This is a genomic window from Kocuria atrinae C3-8 (assembly GCF_000286355.1).
GTDB classification, from domain to species: domain Bacteria; phylum Actinomycetota; class Actinomycetes; order Actinomycetales; family Micrococcaceae; genus Kocuria; species Kocuria atrinae_A.
Genome location: NZ_AJXN01000053.1, coordinates 15,949 through 34,070, shown reverse-complemented (window position 1 = coordinate 34,070; position 18,122 = coordinate 15,949). Strand labels below are relative to the sequence as shown.

The 18,122-nt window shown below is 64.8% G+C and carries 9 protein-coding genes and 9 pseudogenes; 15 read left to right on the top strand and 3 right to left on the bottom strand.

Annotated elements, in window-relative coordinates; all coding sequences use genetic code 11:
- The first annotated feature begins 288 nt into the window (after positions 1 to 288).
- The 4 genes and pseudogenes from truB to YO9_RS0106790 all read left to right on the top strand — a co-directional run bounded on the left by truB (position 289) and on the right by YO9_RS0106790 (position 3,184).
- Positions 289 to 1,241, top strand: a pseudogene (gene truB / locus YO9_RS0106805) (tRNA pseudouridine(55) synthase TruB).
- Positions 1,241 to 1,618: a hypothetical protein gene (locus YO9_RS0106800; RefSeq protein ID WP_016996794.1), complete on the top strand. Its 378-nt coding sequence runs from the start codon at positions 1,241 to 1,243 to the stop codon at positions 1,616 to 1,618. The pseudogene truB and the gene YO9_RS0106800 overlap by 1 nt, the downstream one beginning before the upstream one ends.
- Before the next feature lie 43 nt (positions 1,619 to 1,661).
- On the top strand, positions 1,662 to 2,129 hold the full coding sequence (locus YO9_RS0106795; RefSeq protein WP_016996793.1) for a hypothetical protein: 468 nt from the start codon (positions 1,662 to 1,664) through the stop codon (positions 2,127 to 2,129).
- 42 nt (positions 2,130 to 2,171) lie between these two features.
- Positions 2,172 to 3,184: pseudogene (locus tag YO9_RS0106790) on the top strand (bifunctional riboflavin kinase/FAD synthetase).
- 19 nt (positions 3,185 to 3,203) lie between these two features.
- Here YO9_RS0106790 and YO9_RS0106785 read toward each other — a convergent pair.
- The 3 genes and pseudogenes from YO9_RS0106785 to YO9_RS0106775 all read right to left on the bottom strand — a co-directional run bounded on the left by YO9_RS0106785 (position 3,204) and on the right by YO9_RS0106775 (position 5,306).
- Positions 3,204 to 3,968: an aldo/keto reductase gene (locus YO9_RS0106785; RefSeq protein ID WP_016996792.1), complete on the bottom strand. Its 765-nt coding sequence runs from the start codon at positions 3,966 to 3,968 to the stop codon at positions 3,204 to 3,206.
- 110 nt (positions 3,969 to 4,078) lie between these two features.
- Positions 4,079 to 4,852, bottom strand: coding sequence for a 5'-methylthioadenosine/S-adenosylhomocysteine nucleosidase (gene mtnN, locus YO9_RS0106780; RefSeq protein ID WP_016996791.1), 774 nt, complete (start codon positions 4,850 to 4,852; stop codon positions 4,079 to 4,081).
- Positions 4,849 to 5,306 (bottom strand): annotated as a pseudogene (locus YO9_RS0106775) (S-ribosylhomocysteine lyase). Before YO9_RS0106775 ends, mtnN begins: the two are co-directional and overlap by 4 nt.
- 192 nt (positions 5,307 to 5,498) lie before the next feature.
- Here YO9_RS0106775 and rpsO point away from each other — a divergent pair.
- The 11 genes and pseudogenes from rpsO (at position 5,499) to YO9_RS0106715 (ending at position 18,006) form a co-directional block, all read left to right on the top strand.
- A complete protein-coding gene (gene rpsO / locus YO9_RS0106770; protein WP_016996788.1) occupies positions 5,499 to 5,768 on the top strand; it encodes a 30S ribosomal protein S15 in 270 nt (89 codons plus the stop codon).
- Positions 5,769 to 6,034: 266 nt separating this feature from the next.
- Positions 6,035 to 8,299 (top strand): annotated as a pseudogene (locus tag YO9_RS0106765) (polyribonucleotide nucleotidyltransferase).
- 216 nt (positions 8,300 to 8,515) lie between these two features.
- Positions 8,516 to 9,738, top strand: a pseudogene (locus tag YO9_RS0106760) (M16 family metallopeptidase).
- Positions 9,739 to 9,750: 12 nt separating this feature from the next.
- Positions 9,751 to 10,517 (top strand): annotated as a pseudogene (gene dapB, locus YO9_RS0106755) (4-hydroxy-tetrahydrodipicolinate reductase).
- Positions 10,514 to 11,182: a tetratricopeptide repeat protein gene (locus tag YO9_RS0106750; protein WP_016996787.1), complete on the top strand. Its 669-nt coding sequence runs from the start codon at positions 10,514 to 10,516 to the stop codon at positions 11,180 to 11,182. Before dapB ends, YO9_RS0106750 begins: the two are co-directional and overlap by 4 nt.
- A gap of 19 nt (positions 11,183 to 11,201) precedes the next feature.
- Positions 11,202 to 12,136 (top strand): annotated as a pseudogene (dapA, locus tag YO9_RS0106745) (4-hydroxy-tetrahydrodipicolinate synthase).
- Between the two features lie 16 nt (positions 12,137 to 12,152).
- Positions 12,153 to 13,846, top strand: a pseudogene (locus tag YO9_RS0106740) (ribonuclease J).
- An 82-nt stretch (positions 13,847 to 13,928) separates the two neighbouring features.
- Positions 13,929 to 15,053, top strand: a complete 1,125-nt coding sequence (locus YO9_RS20710) for a DNA translocase FtsK 4TM domain-containing protein (protein WP_317259777.1) — start codon at positions 13,929 to 13,931, stop codon at positions 15,051 to 15,053.
- Positions 15,007 to 16,857 (top strand): DNA translocase FtsK, encoded by a 1,851-nt coding sequence (locus YO9_RS20705; protein ID WP_396350731.1) that lies wholly within the window; start codon positions 15,007 to 15,009, stop codon positions 16,855 to 16,857. The genes YO9_RS20710 and YO9_RS20705 overlap by 47 nt, the downstream gene beginning before the upstream one ends.
- Positions 16,857 to 17,509, top strand: a pseudogene (gene pgsA / locus YO9_RS0106720) (CDP-diacylglycerol--glycerol-3-phosphate 3-phosphatidyltransferase). Before YO9_RS20705 ends, pgsA begins: the two are co-directional and overlap by 1 nt.
- Entirely contained in the window at positions 17,509 to 18,006 is a 498-nt protein-coding gene (locus YO9_RS0106715; RefSeq protein ID WP_016996786.1) for a CinA family protein, read from the top strand. Before pgsA ends, YO9_RS0106715 begins: the two are co-directional and overlap by 1 nt.
- Positions 18,007 to 18,122: the final 116 nt, after the last annotated feature.

Here is an 18,122-nt window from a genome sequence, read left to right as displayed (position 1 = left end):
CCCCGCCGACGCCGCTCGGCTCGAGGAGCTGCTGCGCGCGGCCCGCGAGAAGGACGAGCAGGTCGCCGCGCAGGCGGTCGGTGCCTCCTACGCCGCGGGCGAGGACGCCTACCGCACGCCCGAGGACGACGCGGACGACAACGACATCGACTCCGACGCTCCCCGGAGCTGACGCACGTGAGCGAACGTCCCCACGTTCCGAGCCCGGCCCCCTCGCTACCGAGGACGGCCGGGTTCGTCATCGTCGATAAACCCCTGGGCTGGACCTCCCACGATGTCGTGGCACGGATGCGACGGCTGGCCGGCACCCGCAAGGTGGGCCACGCGGCACCCTGGACCCGGCGGCGTCGGGAGTCCTGGTGCTGGGTGTCGAGAAGGCCACCAAATTGCTCACGTGGGTCACCGGAACGTCCAAGACGTACGAGGCCACCATTCGATTGGGCGCAGCGACCGTGACCGACGACGCCGAGGGCGACGTGACCGAGCGCGCGGACGCCTCGGCCCTCGCCGGAGTGAGTGACGACGACATCCAGCGTGAAGTTTCCGCACTCACCGGCGAGATCCAGCAGGTGCCCTCCTCGGTGAGCGCCATCAAGGTGGACGGAAAACGCTCCTACGCCCGAGTTCGCAGCGGCGAGGATGTCGAACTGGCGGCGCGACCCGTCACGATCCACGAATTCACGGTGCACGACATCTCGCGCGACGAGACCGGCATCTACGTGAAGGCCACGGTGTCGTGTTCCTCCGGTACTTACATCCGCGCTCTGGCCCGGGACATCGGACGTGCCCTGGGCGTGGGCGGACACCTGACGGCGCTGCGCCGCACGCGCGTGGGGGCCTTCACTCTCGACCAGGCGCACACGCTGGATCATCTGACGCAGTCCGTGAGCGACGGCGGAACCGTGGACACCCTGGACATCAACCGTGCCGCGGAGCTGCTGTTTCCCGTGCGTCGTTTGGACGCGGGGGAGGCCACTGACCTGTCGCACGGTCGCCGGATTTCCGCGCACTCTGCTGAGCTGCTCGATGGTACAGATCTTCCGGTGGCGTGCTTCGCACCGAACGGAACGCTGGTCGCGTTGGCCGAGAACCGCGGTTCCGCTGCCAAGCGTTATGCGGCGTCCGTTCTGGGTATCACTGCTGGCGAGACCTTCTCCTCTGATTCAGCCGGCTCGTCCGACGCCTCAGACGCGTCGGGCACCTTCGAACCGTCCAACTCGTCCGAACGGGAGAATCACTGATGCTGTGGGGTTACGACGGATGGTTCTGGGCCTCCGTGGTGATTGGAACGCTGTCGTGCCTGATCTGCCTGGTGCAGGCCCTGCGCGGACGCGAACCGGACGACTTCTCCCAGGGCTCCGTGCTGATCCTGGAACTGTTCCTGCTCGTATACGTGGTCGGTTCGATCTTCCTGCCCATTTTCGGCGCGGAAGCCTCGGGAAGCGTCCTGGAGTACTGGGGCTACTTGCTCACGGCACTGCTGATTCCGGCCGGAACATTCATCTGGTCACTCGTGGAACGTTCACGGTGGTCCACTCTGATCCTGGCGGCGGCCGGGCCCGTGGTGATCATCATGGTCTACCGCATGAACTACATCTGGTACTACCAAAACATCTGAGACCGGCCACATCGGCCCCATCGCGGAAAGGAACAGGTTCACGGTGACCAAGTCCACCGAGCACAATGCGCTGCAACAGCGTTTCGGCAATCGCGTGCGGAAACAGCGCACCGATGCCAAGTCCAGCGGATTCGGGCGCCTGATCATCGTGATCTACGGTGTGTTCTCGCTGTCCGCGGGCGTGCGCTCCCTGTACCAACTGGGCACGGAGTTCTCCGAGGCTCCGCTGGCGATCATCCTGTCCACGATTTCCGCAGTCATCTACGTGATCGCTACGGTGGCACTGACCAAGACCGGCCCCGGTTGGCACCGGATCGCGTGGATCGCGGTGTGGATCGAGATGATCGGTGTGCTGGCCGTCGGTCTGCTCAGCGTGGTCTCACCCGAACTCTTCGCCAAGGCCAGTGTCTGGTCCCACTTCGGTGCGGGCTACGGTTATGTGCCGCTGGTACTGCCCATCATCGGCCTGATCTGGCTGTGGCGCACCCGCCCGACCCGCGCAAACGGGTAGGCTCGTTTCGTCCCGCCCGCATACTCGACACCGAGGAGAACAGTGATTCGCTGGAGATCCCGCGACGACATCACCCCGGGTTTCGGACCGTCCGTAGTGACGATTGGAAACTTTGACGGAGTCCACCGCGGTCACCAACATGTCTTCGACACGTTGTTGGACGTGGCCCGGGAACGCACCGCGAAATCGGTGGTGGTCACCTTTGATCCCCACCCGGCGCTGGTGCACCGGCCCGATTCGCATCCCGGCGTGATCATGGGGCTCGAGGACAAACTGGATGCGCTGGAGCACACCGCGATCGATGCGGTGCTCGTGCAGCCTTACTCTCTGGACTTCGCTCAGCTGACCCCGGAAGAGTTCGTGGTCGACTACCTGGTCAAGCCGCTCGAGGCGGTCTGTCTGGTGATCGGCGCGGACGTTCGGCTGGGTAAGGACAACACCGGTGATCTTGACGCCATCCGGGCGCTGGGGGACAAGCACGGGTTCGACGTCATGGTCGTCGAGGACGTGGTGGGAACGGATCCCTCCACGCCCCTCAAGAACGGCACCCCCGCGGCGGCGAGTTCGGAACGTCGTTGCTCGTCCACGTGGATTCGTTCGTGCCTGGAAGCTGGCGATATGCGCGGTGCAACGGGGCTGCTGAGCCGCAACCACCGCATGCGCGGCGAGGTGGTGCACGGTGCCGCTCGTGGTCGCGAGCTGGGGTTCCCGACCGCCAATCTTTCCCCGGAAGCCTCAGGGTTCATCCCCGCGGACGGGGTCTATGCGGGTTGCTCGTGGACCAGCACGGCAAACGCTGGCCCACAGCCATTTCCGTGGGCTCGAACCCCACATTCGAAGGTGTTTCGCGCCAGGTCGAGGCCCACGTGATCGACCGCCCGGAAGAGAACATCGAGGACTTCAACCTCTACGGCCAGCAGGTCGTGGTGGAGTTCGTGGAACGGTTGCGCGGCATGGTTGCCTACCGTGGGATCGACGCACTGGTCGCTCAGATGAACGACGACGTGAAACGGTCCCGCGAGATCCTGGCCAAGGAACCTCGCGAGACCGCCTGAAACATCGAACCGGGAACGGCTACATTTCCTCGTGTTCGAGGGGGTCGAAGCCGGAGCCGCTCAACCCGGTGTGCAGCATCTTGATGCGTCGCATCTGATCGTCCGACAGATCCCAATCGAACACGTCGATGTTCTCCGCCATGCGCGTGACGTCCGAGCTCTTGGGAATCGGCAGGATGTTGGACTGGATGTGCCAACGCAGGATGACCTGCGCGGGCGTGCGGCCCACATTCCGGGCGATTTCCGCGAGCCACTCGTGCTGCAGGATGTCCGTCTTGCGACCCAGTGGTGACCACGCCTCGGTCACGATCTTGTGCTCGGCGTGGAACTCGCGCAGCAGCTCCTGCTGGTACTGGGGGTTCAGCTCCACCTGGTTGATCACCGGCATCTCACCGGTTTCCTTCTCGAGGCGCAGCAGGTGTTCCGGCAGGAAGTTGGAGACACCGATCGACTTGATCAGGCCTTCATCCCGAAGGGCGATCATGGCCTGCCAGCTCTCCACGTAGCGGTCCACGGACGGATTGGGCCAGTGGATCAGGTACAGGTCCACGTAGTCAGTGTCCAACCGCTGCAGGGAGCCCTCGAGCGAGCGCCGCACGGAATCCGTTCCGTGATCGCGGCCCGGGAGCTTGGTGGTCAGGAAGATGTCATCGCGCTTGATGCCCGAGGCCTGCACACCGCGGCCCACACCCAATTCGTTGCCGTAGTTCACGGCGGTGTCGATCATGCGGTAGCCGCGCCACAGCGCTTCAGGGATCAGCGCCTCAGCTTCGGCATCGTCCATGGGGTAGTTCCTAGACCCAGCTGCGGAATCTTATTGCCGTCGCGCAACACGTGTCGCGGGACGTCCGGGACGGTGTCCTCAAGTTTCTTGTCGCTCATGCGTTCCTCAATTCACTCGGAAGTACTTTGGCGAAGGGTGTTCAGCACCTGGCTTACCGCACTCGCGCTGATCTCCGCCACCAGGTCGATCTCCAGATGGAACTGCTGACCTGCCGCGGGGCCGCACAGGTCCGACACACTGCGCACCGCAATGAAGGGATATTCGCGCGTTGAGCACACCTGCGCGAGCGCGACCGTCTCCATGTCCGTGCTGAGTGCCTCGGGGAAAACCTCGCGGGTGGCACCCACATTGGCCTCCGTGACGAACGAGCCACCCGAGAGCATGGTGCCACGCCGCACGCTCTGTTCGGCATGGCCGACCAGGGTCTCGGTGGCGTCCAGCAAATTCGCAGCGGGGGAGTAGCTCTCCGGCATGCCGGGTACCTGGCCGGGAACATAGCCGAACGCCGTGGCGTCAGCATCCGTGTAGCGGTAGTCGGTGCCGATCACCAGGTCACCCACGTTCACGTCCGCGCGCAGGCCACCTGCCGAACCGGCAGAGATCACCGCAGACGGTTCGAATCGTTCGATCACCGCGGTCATCGCCGACGCCGCATTGACCAGTCCGATTCCGGTGCGCACGATCAGCACGGGGTCGCCTTCCAGGACCACCGCATAGACCAGCGCCGGCCCCACGGCCAGCGGTTGCGCGGCTTGTTCCTCCGCGCGGGTCAGGAAGGGCTTGGCCTCCTCGTCCATGGCGACCACCACGGCGGGTGCGCCCACGCAGCGACCGAACAGGGCGGCGTCGTGATTCAACGTCTCCTGGGAGGCGCCTGCGCTCACTTGGTGACCACGTCCCATGCGGCGCGCTCGTCCAGGAAGTCCTGCACTGCGGACTTGGCGGCCTCGAGGCTGTGGTTGGCGCCCCAACCGCACTGCACCTCGTTGGCGGCAGGAACCTCGTCAGCGGCGAGAATGTCCTTGAAGGTCGCCTCGAGAAGGTCCTTGAACTGGCTATCCTCCACGCCCAGCATGAGCGCGTAGAAACCGGTCTGGCAGCCATGGGGGAGAAGTCGATGAGTGCCTCGGTGTGGTTGCGCATGTGCTCCGCGGTGAGGTGCTCGATCGAGTGGATCGCGGGCATCTCCAGGTGCGACTCATTGGGCTGGGAGAACCGCACGTCGTACTTGATGAGCGTGTCTCCGCCGGGCAACTCCTTGCGATCGGCAATCCGAACGTAGGGGGCCGCGACCGAACGGTGGTCCAGGTTGAAAGACTCCACATTCATTTTCTTCATGGTCACTATTGTCCCAGTTGACGGGGACATCCATAACGGTGACCCGCCTAATACGACGTATTGAGCGCTGTCCGTTAGACTGGTCAACGGCCTGACTGCAGTCCGTGGCGGTCAGATCTCGGGTGTGACACCCGAAACCGGGCGCGAAACCTGTGCACCGGGCGGTCACGGTACTAACTCAAGGAGTTACTTATGGCACTGGATGCCGCTATCAAGCAGGAAATCATCAAGGAGTACGCAACTCACGAGGGTGACACCGGTTCCCCCGAGGTGCAGATTGCCGTGCTGTCCCGTCGTATTTCCGACTTGACCGAGCACCTGAAGCAGCACAAGCACGACCACCACACCCGTCGTGGCCTGATGGCCCTGGTGGGTCGCCGTCGTCGCATGCTTGACTACCTGCGTCGCACTGACATCGCCCGCTACCGTGCGCTCATCGAGCGCCTCGGCCTGCGTAAGTGATCTAAGTTCTCGGTGTTCCCCGTGTTTTCACCCGTGAAAGCGCGGGGAACCGCCGTAACCGGCGCTGTTCGTGACGAACACCGCCAGGTTCCCTCGGGAACCACCGGCCCACGGGCCGACACACGAAACAGAAAAAGCTAGTAGCGGAAACGCGCACCATATCGCGGTCCTCGACAGTGGCCTTCGCAATGCAGCACGCAGTGCGAGCGCCTCGATCGAAGACCGGTATGTCGCGCTTTTCGCCACAGAAGAAACGGAGGTGACCCTTGGAGGGTCCCGAAATTCAGAGTGCAGAAGCAATCATCGACAACGGTTCGTACGGCAAGCGCGTAGTGCGCTTCGAAACCGGCCGGTTGGCCAAGCAGGCCGCCGGTTCCGCCCTGGTCTCCATCGACGAAGAGACCTCGATGCTCTCGGCCACCGCCGTGGGCAAGAACCCGCGTGAAGGCTTCGACTTCTTCCCGCTGACCGTGGACGTCGAAGAGCGTATGTACGCCGCCGGCCGCATCCCGGGCTCGTTCTTCCGCCGTGAAGGCCGTCCGTCCACGGACGCGATCCTGACCTGCCGCCTGATCGACCGTCCGTTGCGCCCCGCCTTCGGTAAGGGCATCCGCAACGAGGTCCAGGTCGTCGTGACCGTGCTGTCCATTGCACCGGACGAGATCTACAACACCGTGGCCATCAACGCCGCGTCCATGTCCACCTCGCTGTCCGGCATGCCTTCCAGGGTCCCGTGGGTGGCGTGCGTATGGCGCTCATGCCCGGTGAGAACGGCAACCACCAGTGGATTGCCTTCCCCAAGCACTCCCAGATCGAGAACGCCGTGTTCGACATGGCCGTGGCCGGCCGCGTGGTCACCACCGCTGACGGTTCCGAAGACGTCGCGATCATGATGGTCGAGGCCGAGGCAACTGACAACGCCTGGGAGCTCGTCAAGGGCCAGGGCGCCGTCGCCCCGACCGAGGACCTCGTCTCCGAGGGCATCGAAGCGTCCAAGACCTACATCAAGGCCCTGTGTGACGCTCAGGCGGACCTGGTGGCCCGCGCGGCAAGCCCGCCATGGAACTGCCCCGCTTCGGTGGCTACGGCGACGACGCCACCCAGGCCGTCGAGGACTTCGTGGGTAACCGTCTGGCCGAGGTGTACTCCATCGCCGGTAAGCAGGAGCGCGAAGCCGCCACCGACGAGCTGCACCAGAGCGTTCTGGCCGAGCTCACCGGTGAGGGCAAGCCCTTCGCCGACCGCAAGGACGAGATCAACGGTGCCTACCAGGCACTGACCAAGCAGACCGTGCGTCAGCGCATCCTCAAGGACCAGGTCCGCATCGACGGCCGTGGCCTCACGGACATTCGTGAACTGACCGCCGAGGTCGAGGTGCTGCCCCGCGTGCACGGTTCGGCGATCTTTGAGCGCGGCGAGACCCAGATCATGGGTGTCACCACCTTGAACATGCTCAAGCTGGAGCAGCAGATCGACTCGCTGTCCCCGGTCAAGCACAAGCGCTACATCCACCACTACAACTTCCCGCCGTACTCCACCGGTGAAACCGGCCGCGTGGGTTCGCCCAAGCGCCGCGAAATCGGTCACGGTGCGTTGGCAGAGCGTGCGATCACGCCCGTGCTGCCCTCGCGTGAGGAATTCCCGTACGCGATCCGTCAGGTCTCCGAGGCCCTCGGCTCCAACGGCTCCACCTCCATGGGCTCCGTGTGCGCCGCAACCCTGTCGCTGCTCAACGCCGGTGTGCCGCTGCGCGCACCCGTTGCCGGTATCGCCATGGGTCTCGTCTCGGACACCGTGGACGGCGAAACCCGCTACGCCGCGCTGACCGACATCCTCGGCGCCGAAGACGCCTGGGTGACATGGACTTCAAGGTGGCAGGTACCTCCGAGTTCGTGACCGCTATCCAGCTGGACACCAAGCTCGACGGCATCCCGGCCTCCGTGCTGACCGCCGCCCTGAGCCAGGCTCGCGAAGCCCGTCTGTACATCCTGGATGTGCTGACCTCCGCGATCGACGCTCCGGACGAGATGAGCGAATTCGCTCCTCGCGTGATCAGCGTGAACGTTCCCGTTTCCAAGATCGGTGAGGTCATCGGCCCCAAGGGCAAGATGATCAACCAGATCCAGGAAGACACCGGAACCGACATCTCCATCGAGGACGACGGCACCGTGTACATCGGCGCTGTCGACGGCCCGTCCGCAGAGGCTGCCCGTTCGGCGATCAACGCGATCGCCAACCCGCAGGTTCCCGAGGTGGGCGAGCGTTACCTGGGTACCGTGGTCAAGACCACCACCTTCGGTGCGTTCGTGTCCCTGACCCCGGGCAAGGATGGTCTGCTGCACATCTCCGAGATGCGCAAGCTCAACGACAACAAGCGCGTCAACGAGGTTGACGACGTGGTGAGCGTGGGCCAGAAGGTCCAGGTCGAGATCACCAAGGTCGACGATCGCGGCAAGCTGTCGCTCGCGCCGGTCGTTGCCGACGAGGACAAGGCCGAAGAGCTCGAGTCCGAACCCGTCAACGAGAGCTGATCGAGGGGTAACTCGAAGTTCATGACGGTAGTTCACCTTCCGCTGGAGGCGGGCGATCCCGGGGAGAATTTCTCCACCGCGGACGCCCGCCTTCGGGCGTACTCAGCTTCTTTGCCGGCTACCACCGGTTTCACCCACGTAGTTCACGACGACGCCGACGGCGCCGTGATCACCCGCAGCGTGCTGCCGTGCGGTACGCGCGTGCTCACGGAAAAAATGCCCGGGCAGCGTTCGGCCTCCGTGGGGTTCTGGGTCAGCCTGGGCTCTCGTGACGAGGCCCCCGGGATGCTCGGTTCCACGCACTTCCTGGAGCACTTGCTGTTCAAGGGCACCGCGCGGCGCACCTCGCTGGACATCGCCGAGGCCTTCGACGCGGTAGGTGGGGAGTCCAACGCGTTCACCGCCAAGGAGAACACCTGCTATTACGCTCGGGTGCTCTCCGACGACCTGCCCATGGCCATCGACGTGCTCGCGGACATGTTCTCGAGCGCGGTCCTGGACCCGGACGAGTTCGATCGCGAACGGGGAGTCATCCTCGAGGAAATCGCGATGGACCGTGACGACCCCACCGATTTCGCGTTCGAACAGTTCACCGCAGCGGTTCTGGACGGCTCACCCCTGGCGCGCCCGATTGCGGGCACACCGGAGGAGATCCGCACCGTGGCCCGGGACGCCGTCTGGGAGCACTATCGCGCGGCCTATCGGCCAGAGAATCTCGTGGTCACGGCCGCGGGCGGGCTCGAACACGAACGCGTGGTCGAGCTGGTGCGAGAGTCACTGACTCGCGCGGGCTGGGATCCGGATGCACCCGGTGCCGTGGGTGCACGGCGGTCCAACGAATCGGCCATTCTCGCACCGCTCACGGGAACCCAGGTGTTCCACCGTCCCGTGGAACAGGCGCACGTGTGCTGGGCGGACCGGCCCTGCGCGTGGGTGACGACCGACGCTTCACCATGACCGTGCTCAACGCGGCACTGGGCGGGGGAATGTCTTCCCGGTTGTTCCACACGATTCGCGAACAGAAGGGCCTGGCGTACTCCACGTTCTCGTTCTCAGGGGCGTATTCGGATGCCGGATACTTCGGTATGTACGCCGGGTGCACCATGGACCGTGTGGACCAGGTCGCTCAGCTCATGCGTGACGAGTTGGATCGCTTGGCCCAGGACGGTATGACCAGCAAGGAACTGAAGAAGATCGAGGGCCAGCTCAGCGGCGCCACGGTGCTGGCTCTGGAGGACACCGGTTCGAGAATGTCCCGATTGGGCTCGGCCGAGCTCAAGACCGGCGTGTACATGGACGTCGACGAATCCCTGGACCGGATTCGCGCGGTGACGTCCGCGGATGTGCAAACGTTGGCTGCAGAACTCTCGGCGGCCTCCTCCGTGCAGACCGTGGTGGGTCCGCAGGTGTCGGCCGAGAGCCTGCCGACCCAGAACTAAGGAGTGGTTGAGATGACTGAATCGAACAACACCATCAAGGTGGCCGTGCTCGGTCACCGTGGACGCATGGGTTCCGAGGCTGTGGCCGCCGTCGAGCGTGCTCCCGGACTGGAACTGGTCGCCGCGCTGGGTCGCGGTGATGATTTCCAAACCATCATCGACTCGGGCGCGCAGGTCATGATCGACCTGACCGTTCCGGAGTCCACGCGGGACAACGTGCGCTTCGCGATCGATCACGGAATTCATTCGGTCGTGGGCACCACGGGCTGGGACGATCAGGCACTCTCGGATCTGGAATCGCAGCTGGCCAAGCACCCCGAGGTGGGTGTGCTGATCGCTCCCAACTTCGCCGTGGGTGCGGTCCTGGCCATGAAGTTCTCGGAAGCTGCAGCCGCGTTCTTCGACTCCGTGGAAGTTGTGGAACTGCACCACCCCGACAAGCTGGACGCGCCGTCGGGAACCGCCGCCCGTACGGCGTCGTTGATCGGCAAGGCCCGCCGAGAGGCCGGCGTGGCCGACTCGCCGGACGCGACCCAGACCGATCCGGACGCGCCCGCGGTGCAGTGATCGACGGCGTGCACGTGCACTCGGTGCGGCTGCGCGGATTGGTGGCCCACCAAGAAACCCTGCTGGGCAACACGGGGGAGCAGCTGACCATCCGACACGATTCGTTCGACCGGATCTCATTCATGACCGGTGTGGTGCTGGGCGTGCGTGAGGTGGCCAAGCACCCGGGACTGACCCACGGTCTGGACGGCTACATGGATCTGGGCCTGTGAGTCACCGCGAATCTGACTCCCGCGAACACGGAGCCGCAACGACCGATTCCGCGAAAACGAGTTCCTTGCGCTGGTGGGTGGGCGCGGTCATCGTGCTGGCGCTGCTGACCGTGGTGATCTTGCCCATCTCCACGGGTTCCAAGATCTGGATCATCGCAATGCTGGCGTTCGCGGCGGTCTTCACCGTCCTGGAAATCGGTTCCAAGGGTCGGATTCTGGCCGCGCTCATGATCGCGCTCCTGGCCCTGTACCTGGGCCTTTCGTTCCAGCGCGCGGTGCTCCTGCTGAACACCGATGGCTGGATCGTCAAGGGCTTCGGAATTGCCATGCTCGTGATCCCCGCCGTGGGCACGTGGGCGATGGTGCGCGAGATCATCTTCGGTGCCCGCACCGAGAAGCTCGGCCGCACCCTTGCCGCGGAAGGTGGGCTGCCCGAGGACAACTTGCCCAGAACGCCGTCGGGCCGCTACGTGCGTGAGGCCGCGGACGAGCATTTCCACACCGTGCGCGAAGAGGTCGAAGCGAGTCCGGAGGACTGGCGCGGCTGGTACCGCTTGAGCCTGGCGTACTCGGCGAGTTCGGACGGCCGACGCGCCCGAGGTGCCATGCGCACCGCCATCGCGTTGTACCGTGGTGCCGACCCGGGGGCGGCGCCGGCGCGGTGATCGCGGTAACCTTGGGCGTATGACCGATCGCAGCGTAGCCACTCAGCCTGACAGCCCCGCTCCCATGTTCGGAACTCTGCTCACCGCCATGGTGACCGCGTTCAAGGACGACGGGTCCGTGGACCTCGAGACCACGGGGCATCTGGCGGAAGAACTGGTCAACGATGGTTGTGACGGACTGGTGGTGTGCGGCACCACCGGCGAGTACTCGACCATGACCGACGAAGAAAACCTTGCGGTCTTCCGGGCCGTCAAGGATGCAGTGGGCGGACGTGTGCCCCTGCTCGCGGGTACCGGCTCCAACGACACCGAGCACTCGCGGTACCTGTCTCTGGAAGCACAGAAGATCGGTATGGACGGTCTCTTGATCGTCACTCCGTACTACAGCAAGCCCACGCAGGCCGGTGTGGAAGCGCACTTCCGCTCACTCGCGGATTCCGTGGACACGCCCATCATGATGTACGACATTCCGGGCCGTTCGGGCATCCCGATCGCTCCGGAAACCCTGATTTCGCTGGCTTCCCACGAGAACCTCGTGGCCGTCAAGGACGCCAAGGCGGACTTCAACGCGGCCGCTCACGTCATGGCCGAAACCGATCTCGTGTACTACTCCGGTGACGACGGGCTGACCCTGCCCTGGATCGCCCTGGCGCGGCAGGTCTCGTGGGGGTCACCTCGCACCTGGACACCCCCCGTTTCCGCACCCTCGTGGACGCCGCCCTGAGCGGTGACCTCGAGACCGCACGCAAGGTCAACAACGAACTGATCCCGGTGGTTCGCGCCGCCATGACTCGCGTGCCCGGTGCCGTGGCCGCGAAGACCATTCTGAATTGGCAGGGGCGCCTGCCGAACAACACCGTGCGCTTGCCGCACGTGGCGCCCACCCAGGCCGAAATCGAACAGATCAGGGCGGATCTGAGTAACTCGGTCCTGGCAGACACTTTGAACCAGTAAATACGAAAGAGGTCTCATGACCCGATGGACCAATACTGACCTGTCCGAACCCCCCGCGTTGGCCGCAGACACCCTGCGCGTCATCCCGCTGGGCGGTTTGGGCGAGGTCGGTCGGAACATGACCGTGTTCGAGATCAACGGGCAGCTGCTCGTGGTCGACTGCGGTGTGCTGTTCCCCGAAGAAACGCAACCCGGTGTGGACCTGATCCTGCCGGACATCAACAACATCAAGGATCGCCTGGACGACATCGTGGCGGTCGTGCTGACCCACGGCCACGAGGACCACATCGGTGCCGTGCCGTACCTGCTCAAGCGCCGTCCGGACATCCCCATCATCGGTTCCCAGCTCACGCTCGCGTTGATCGAAGCCAAGCTGAAGGAGCACCGCATCAAGCCCTTCACCCTGGCCGTGCGCGAGGGCCAGGTGGAGAAGCTCGGTGAGTTCGAGTGCGAGTTCGTGGCCGTCAACCACTCCATCCCGGATGCGTTGGCCGTGTTCCTGCGGACCAAGGCCGGCACCGTGTTGCACACCGGTGACTTCAAGATGGACCAGTTGCCCATGGATGGCCGGATCACTGACCTGCGCCACTTCGCCCGCCTGGGTGAAGAAGGCGTGGATCTGTTCCTCACCGACTCGACCAACGCCGAGGTTCCGGGCTTCGTACCCACCGAGAAGGCCATCGGTCCCGTGCTCGCGGACGTGATTGCCAAGCGCGTCAGCGTGTGATCGTGGCCTCCTTCTCCTCGCACGTGCACCGCGTGCAGCAGGTGCTCGACGCCGCCGTGGCCAGTGGTCGCAAGGTCGCCCTGATGGGTCGCTCGATGATCCGCAACATGGAGATCGCGGACAAGCTCGGTTATCTGGACGTTCCGCCCAACGTGCTGATCGACCAGAAGAAGGCCGCGGACTACCCGGACGACAAGCTCGTGATCATGTGCACCGGTTCTCAGGGTGAGCCCATGGCCGCCCTGTCCCGCATGGCCAACGGCGACCACAAGGTCCAGGTGAACGCCGGTGACACGGTGATCCTGGCGTCGTCGTTGATCCCCGGCAACGAGAACTCCGTGTTCCGCGTGATCAACGGTCTGATGCGCTTGGGCGCGGACGTGGTGCACAAGGGCAACGCCAAGGTGCACGTGTCCGGTCACGCTGCCGCCGGCGAACTGCTGTACTGCTACAACATCGTGGAGCCCGAGTACGTCATGCCGGTCCACGGCGAGGTACGTCACTTGATCGCCAACGGCGCGCTGGCCCAGGAGACCGGTGTTCCCAGCGATCACGTGCTGCTCGCGGAGAACGGCACCGTGGTGGACATGCACAACGGTAAGTCCAAGATCACCGGTCAGGTCGAATGCGGGTTCATCTACGTGGACGGCTCCTCCGTGGGTGAGATCACGGATGCGGACCTCAAGGACCGCATGACCCTGGGTGAAGAAGGCTTCATTTCCGTGGTCACCGTGGTCAATCGCGACACCGGCAAGATCGTTTCGGGCCCGGACATCCACGCCCGCGGCGTGGCGGAAGAGGACACAGTCTTCAACGAGATCCGTCCCAAGATCATTGCTGCCCTGGAAGACGCAATGGGGGAGTCCGGCAAGAACCACACTGCGCACCAGCTGCAGCAGGTCGTGCGCCGTACCATCGGCTCGTGGGTTTCGCGCAAGCTGCGCCGCAAGCCCATGATCGTTCCCGTGGTGGTCGAGGCCTAAACCACACACACTCGGTAGTGCTCAAGCCCGTCCCGACGCGTTGTCGGGGCGGGCTTTGCGCTCGGCGGGTATTCTGGAACATATGGCGTCACGAACTTCCCCTCCGCGATCGTCGAAGTCAACATCTCGCACCTCGACCTCATCTCGCTCATCCAAGGGCACGACCAAGAGCACGTCCAAGGCCCCGGCCAAGTCCGCACCTCAGGGACCCTCCGCCAGTAGCCGACTTCTTCATGCCGTGGTCAACGCGTGGGCCGGTCTGGGCCACGTGGTGGGAGCCGGTGTTCGACGGATCGGTACCGTGCGCACGGACATGGCCCCCGAGGAGCGCCGCGACGGCGGCGCACTCGTGTGGCTCGTTCTGGCCGTGCTCATCGCGGCGGTCGAATGGTGGAACCTGCGCGGAGTGGACGCCACCTTCATCTCGATGCCCGCCTCGTGGGTGCATGCCGTAGTTGGTGGCACCTTCGGGTTCATGGCGCTCGTGCTACCGGTGTTCTGCCTGTTCTTCGCGTGGCGGGCGTTCCGCCACCCCACCGAGGTCCAGGCCAACAACCGCATCGCCATCGGGCTGATGGCGCTGACCGTGGCCGGTTCGGGTATCGCCCACATCGCCGGGGGACAGCCCCAGCTCAATCAGGGATTCGAGGCGATCTGGCGAGCCGGTGGTTTCGTCGGCTTCCTGGCGGCCGATCCGCTGTCCGCGCTCGTCACTCACTGGGGTGCGCTCGCGGTCCTAGCCGTCCTGGCCTTCCTGTCCTTGCTCGTCATGACCGCCACTCCCATCGGCCAGATCGGGCCGCGCCTCCGCGAGGGCTACAACAAGCTCATGGGTCAGAGCGATCCGCGGTCCACCGACGTCTCTGATCCCGAGCACGACCGTTCGTACCTGGATCCGGCCCGGCCCGAGAAGAAGCGCGGAAAGCGTCAGACCCGCGCCGAGCGACGTCGTGAAAAGGCCCAGCTGGACGCTACAACGGTGACGAAGCCTTCGAGCGCGCCGTGGTCGACGAGGCCAAGCGACGCGAAGCCGCTGAAGGTTCCTCGAGCACCCGAGTCTTCGACCTTTCCGACGGCGACGCCGCTCCGTCCGGTTCCACGTCGCCGCCGCCTCGGGTGCGGCGAGCGCCCAGGTCCAGGACACCGAGGACATCCCCAACGTGCGACCGGGCGTCAAGCGCCCCACCAAGTCTCAGATCGCCGCTGACAAGCTCCGCCGCGAGCAGGGGCTGGAACCCGCCGCCGACACCGCAGAGGCCTCGGAGGCTCCCGCGCTGGCCGAGGTGGATGCGCCCGAGAGCGCACGCACCCACACGCCGTCGGCACCGATCCCGGCGCGTTCCGAGCAACTGCAGCTCGCCGGTGACATGGCCTACAACCTGCCTGACCCGGGCAGCCTGGTGCAGGGCCCGCCCGCCAAGGAACGCTCCGAAGCCAACGACCGCGTGGTCACCGCGCTCACCAACGTGCTCGACCAGTTCAACGTGGACGCTGAGGTCACCGGGTTCTCCCGCGGACCCACGGTGACCCGCTACGAGATCGAACTGGGCTCGGGAACCAAGGTGGAACGCGTCACCGCGCTGTCCAAGAACATCGCGTACGCGGTCGCCTCTGCGGACGTGCGCATCCTGTCGCCCATCCCCGGCAAGTCCGCGATCGGTATCGAGATCCCGAACACGGATCGCGAAACCGTGGCCCTCGGTGATGTACTGCGTTCCCAGCGCGCGCGGACGTCCGAGCACCCCATGGTCATGGGCGTGGGCAAGGACGTGGAGGGCGGCTTTGTGGTGGCCAACCTGGCCAAGATGCCGCACATGCTGGTGGCCGGTGCGACCGGTGCCGGTAAGTCCTCGTTCGTGAACTCGATGATCGTGTCCATCCTGATGCGGTCCACCCCGGACGAGGTGCGCCTGGTCATGGTGGATCCCAAGCGTGTGGAGCTCACCGCCTACGAGGGCGTTCCCCACCTGATCACGCCCATCATCACCAACCCCAAGAAGGCCGCTGAGGCGCTGCAGTGGGTCGTGCGTGAAATGGACGCCCGCTACGACGACCTGTCGCATTACGGCTACAAGCACATCGACGACTTCAACAAGTCCGTGCGCAACGGCAAGGTGCAGCCCGAGCCCGGTTCCAAGCGCGTCATCCGCCCGTACCCGTACCTGCTGGTGATCGTGGACGAGCTCGCCGACCTCATGATGGTCGCCCCGCGCGACGTCGAGGACGCGATCGTGCGCATCACCCAGCTCGCCCGTGCCGCCGGTATCCACCTGGTGCTGGCCACCCAGCGCCCGTCCGTGGACGTGGTCACGGGTCTGATCAAGGCCAACGTGCCCTCGCGCATGGCGTTCGCGACGTCCTCCGTGACCGACTCGCGAGTGGTTCTGGACCAGCCCGGCGCCGAGAAACTCATCGGCCAGGGTGACGCCCTGTTCCTGCCCATGGGCGCATCCAAGCCCATGCGTGTGCAGGGCGCGTGGGTCTCGGAGTCCGAGATCCACAAGGTCGTGGAACACGTCAAGACGCAGATGCAGACCAACTACCGCGAAGACGTGATCCAGGAAGCCCCCAAGAAGCAGATCGACGAGGACATCGGGGACGATCTGGACGTGCTCCTGCAGGCCGCCGAGCTCATCATCACCACCCAGTTCGGTTCTACGTCCATGCTGCAGCGCAAGCTCCGCGTGGGCTTCGCCAAGGCAGGCCGCCTCATGGACCTGCTCGAGTCCCGCGGTGTGGTGGGTGCCTCGGAGGGGTCCAAGGCGCGTGATGTTCTGGTCAAGCCCGACGACCTCGCTGCCACCCTCGCGCTCATTCGCGGCGAGGAACCGCCAGCGACCCCGGGTGACGACGCCGCCGCGGCAGGTTCCGCAGCGCCGTCGACGGGGACCGGCGGTTCCGTCGACTACGGTGAGGACCCCGTGGAAGCCAGCCTGTCCGACGTGGCCAAGGACTACCACGACGGCGACGACGATGAATCACACGATGCTTGGGAGTTGACCGGACGATGATGGCTCGAAAAGGCGGAACCCCCGCACCCCGAGCGGTGGCCGACCCGCCGCCGAACTCTTCCAACTGGAATCTGCCCAATGCGCTGACGGCGCTGCGGATCGTGATGGTGCCGTTCTTCGTGTGGTTCCTGTGGGCCGGCGGAACGCACGGCGAGGATTCCATGCCCATGCGCTGGGCTGCCGTGATTGTTTTCGGCCTGGCCATGTACACGGACAAGCTCGACGGCGATATCGCCGCGCGCGCAACTTGATCACCAGCTTCGGTAAGATCGCCGATCCGATCGCGGACAAGCTCCTGACCGGTGCGGCCTTCGTGGTGCTCTCCATGCTGGGGGAGCTGTGGTGGTGGGTGACCATCGTGATTCTGGTGCGCGAATGGGGCATCACGATCATGCGGTTCGTAGTGATCCGCTACGGCGTCATGGCCGCCTCCAAGGGAGGCAAGACCAAGACCGTGCTGCAGACCGCGGCACTGATCGCTCTGCTGCTGCCGCTCGCCCCGTTCGTGGGTGCATGGTGGCTCTGGTTCGCGTGGGTGCTGACCGCACTGGCGCTGATCGTGACCGTGGTGACGGGCATCGACTACGTGATCAAGGCTGTGCAGCTGCGTAACGCCGCAGTGAACAAGTCCACCGGGACCGAGGACAAGTAGTGGCTGATTCCCAGCTCCACACAGCCGCAGACCTCATTCAGTTGGCGGTGACCCGAGGGCTGACCTTCGGCACGGCCGAGTCATTGACGGGCGGGGCCGTAGCGGCCGCGATCGTGGAGGTGCCGGGAGCTTCCGCGTGCTTCGAGGGCGGCGTGGTCAGTTACTCGCACGAGGTGAAGGAAAAGACCCTGGGCATCTCCCATGAGTTATTGGAGCGTCAGGGGGCCGTTGACCCGGAAATTGCTCGAAGCATGGCCCGTGGAGCGCGCACTGCTTTGGGCGTCGATTGGGCGGTGTCCACCACGGGTGTGGCCGGACCCGAACCGCACGATGGTCAGGAGGTGGGCACAGTTTTCCTGGGCGTGAGCGGCCCGAACGGTGACGATCACCTGGAATTGCACCTGTCCGGTGGTCGCGACGAGATCCGCCGGGAGTCGGTGTCCCGGGCCGTGGACTTACTTGCGTCACATATCCGGCTCACAGACAACTTCCAGTGAAATTCTTTCGCCAACAAGGAACAATTGAACGGGCAAGCAGGTTACTACTACCAGAGGCTCAACTTGAGCCGCCCAGGGTCAAGGTTGTGGCTACAGCCCGACTGAAAGCACCTGGT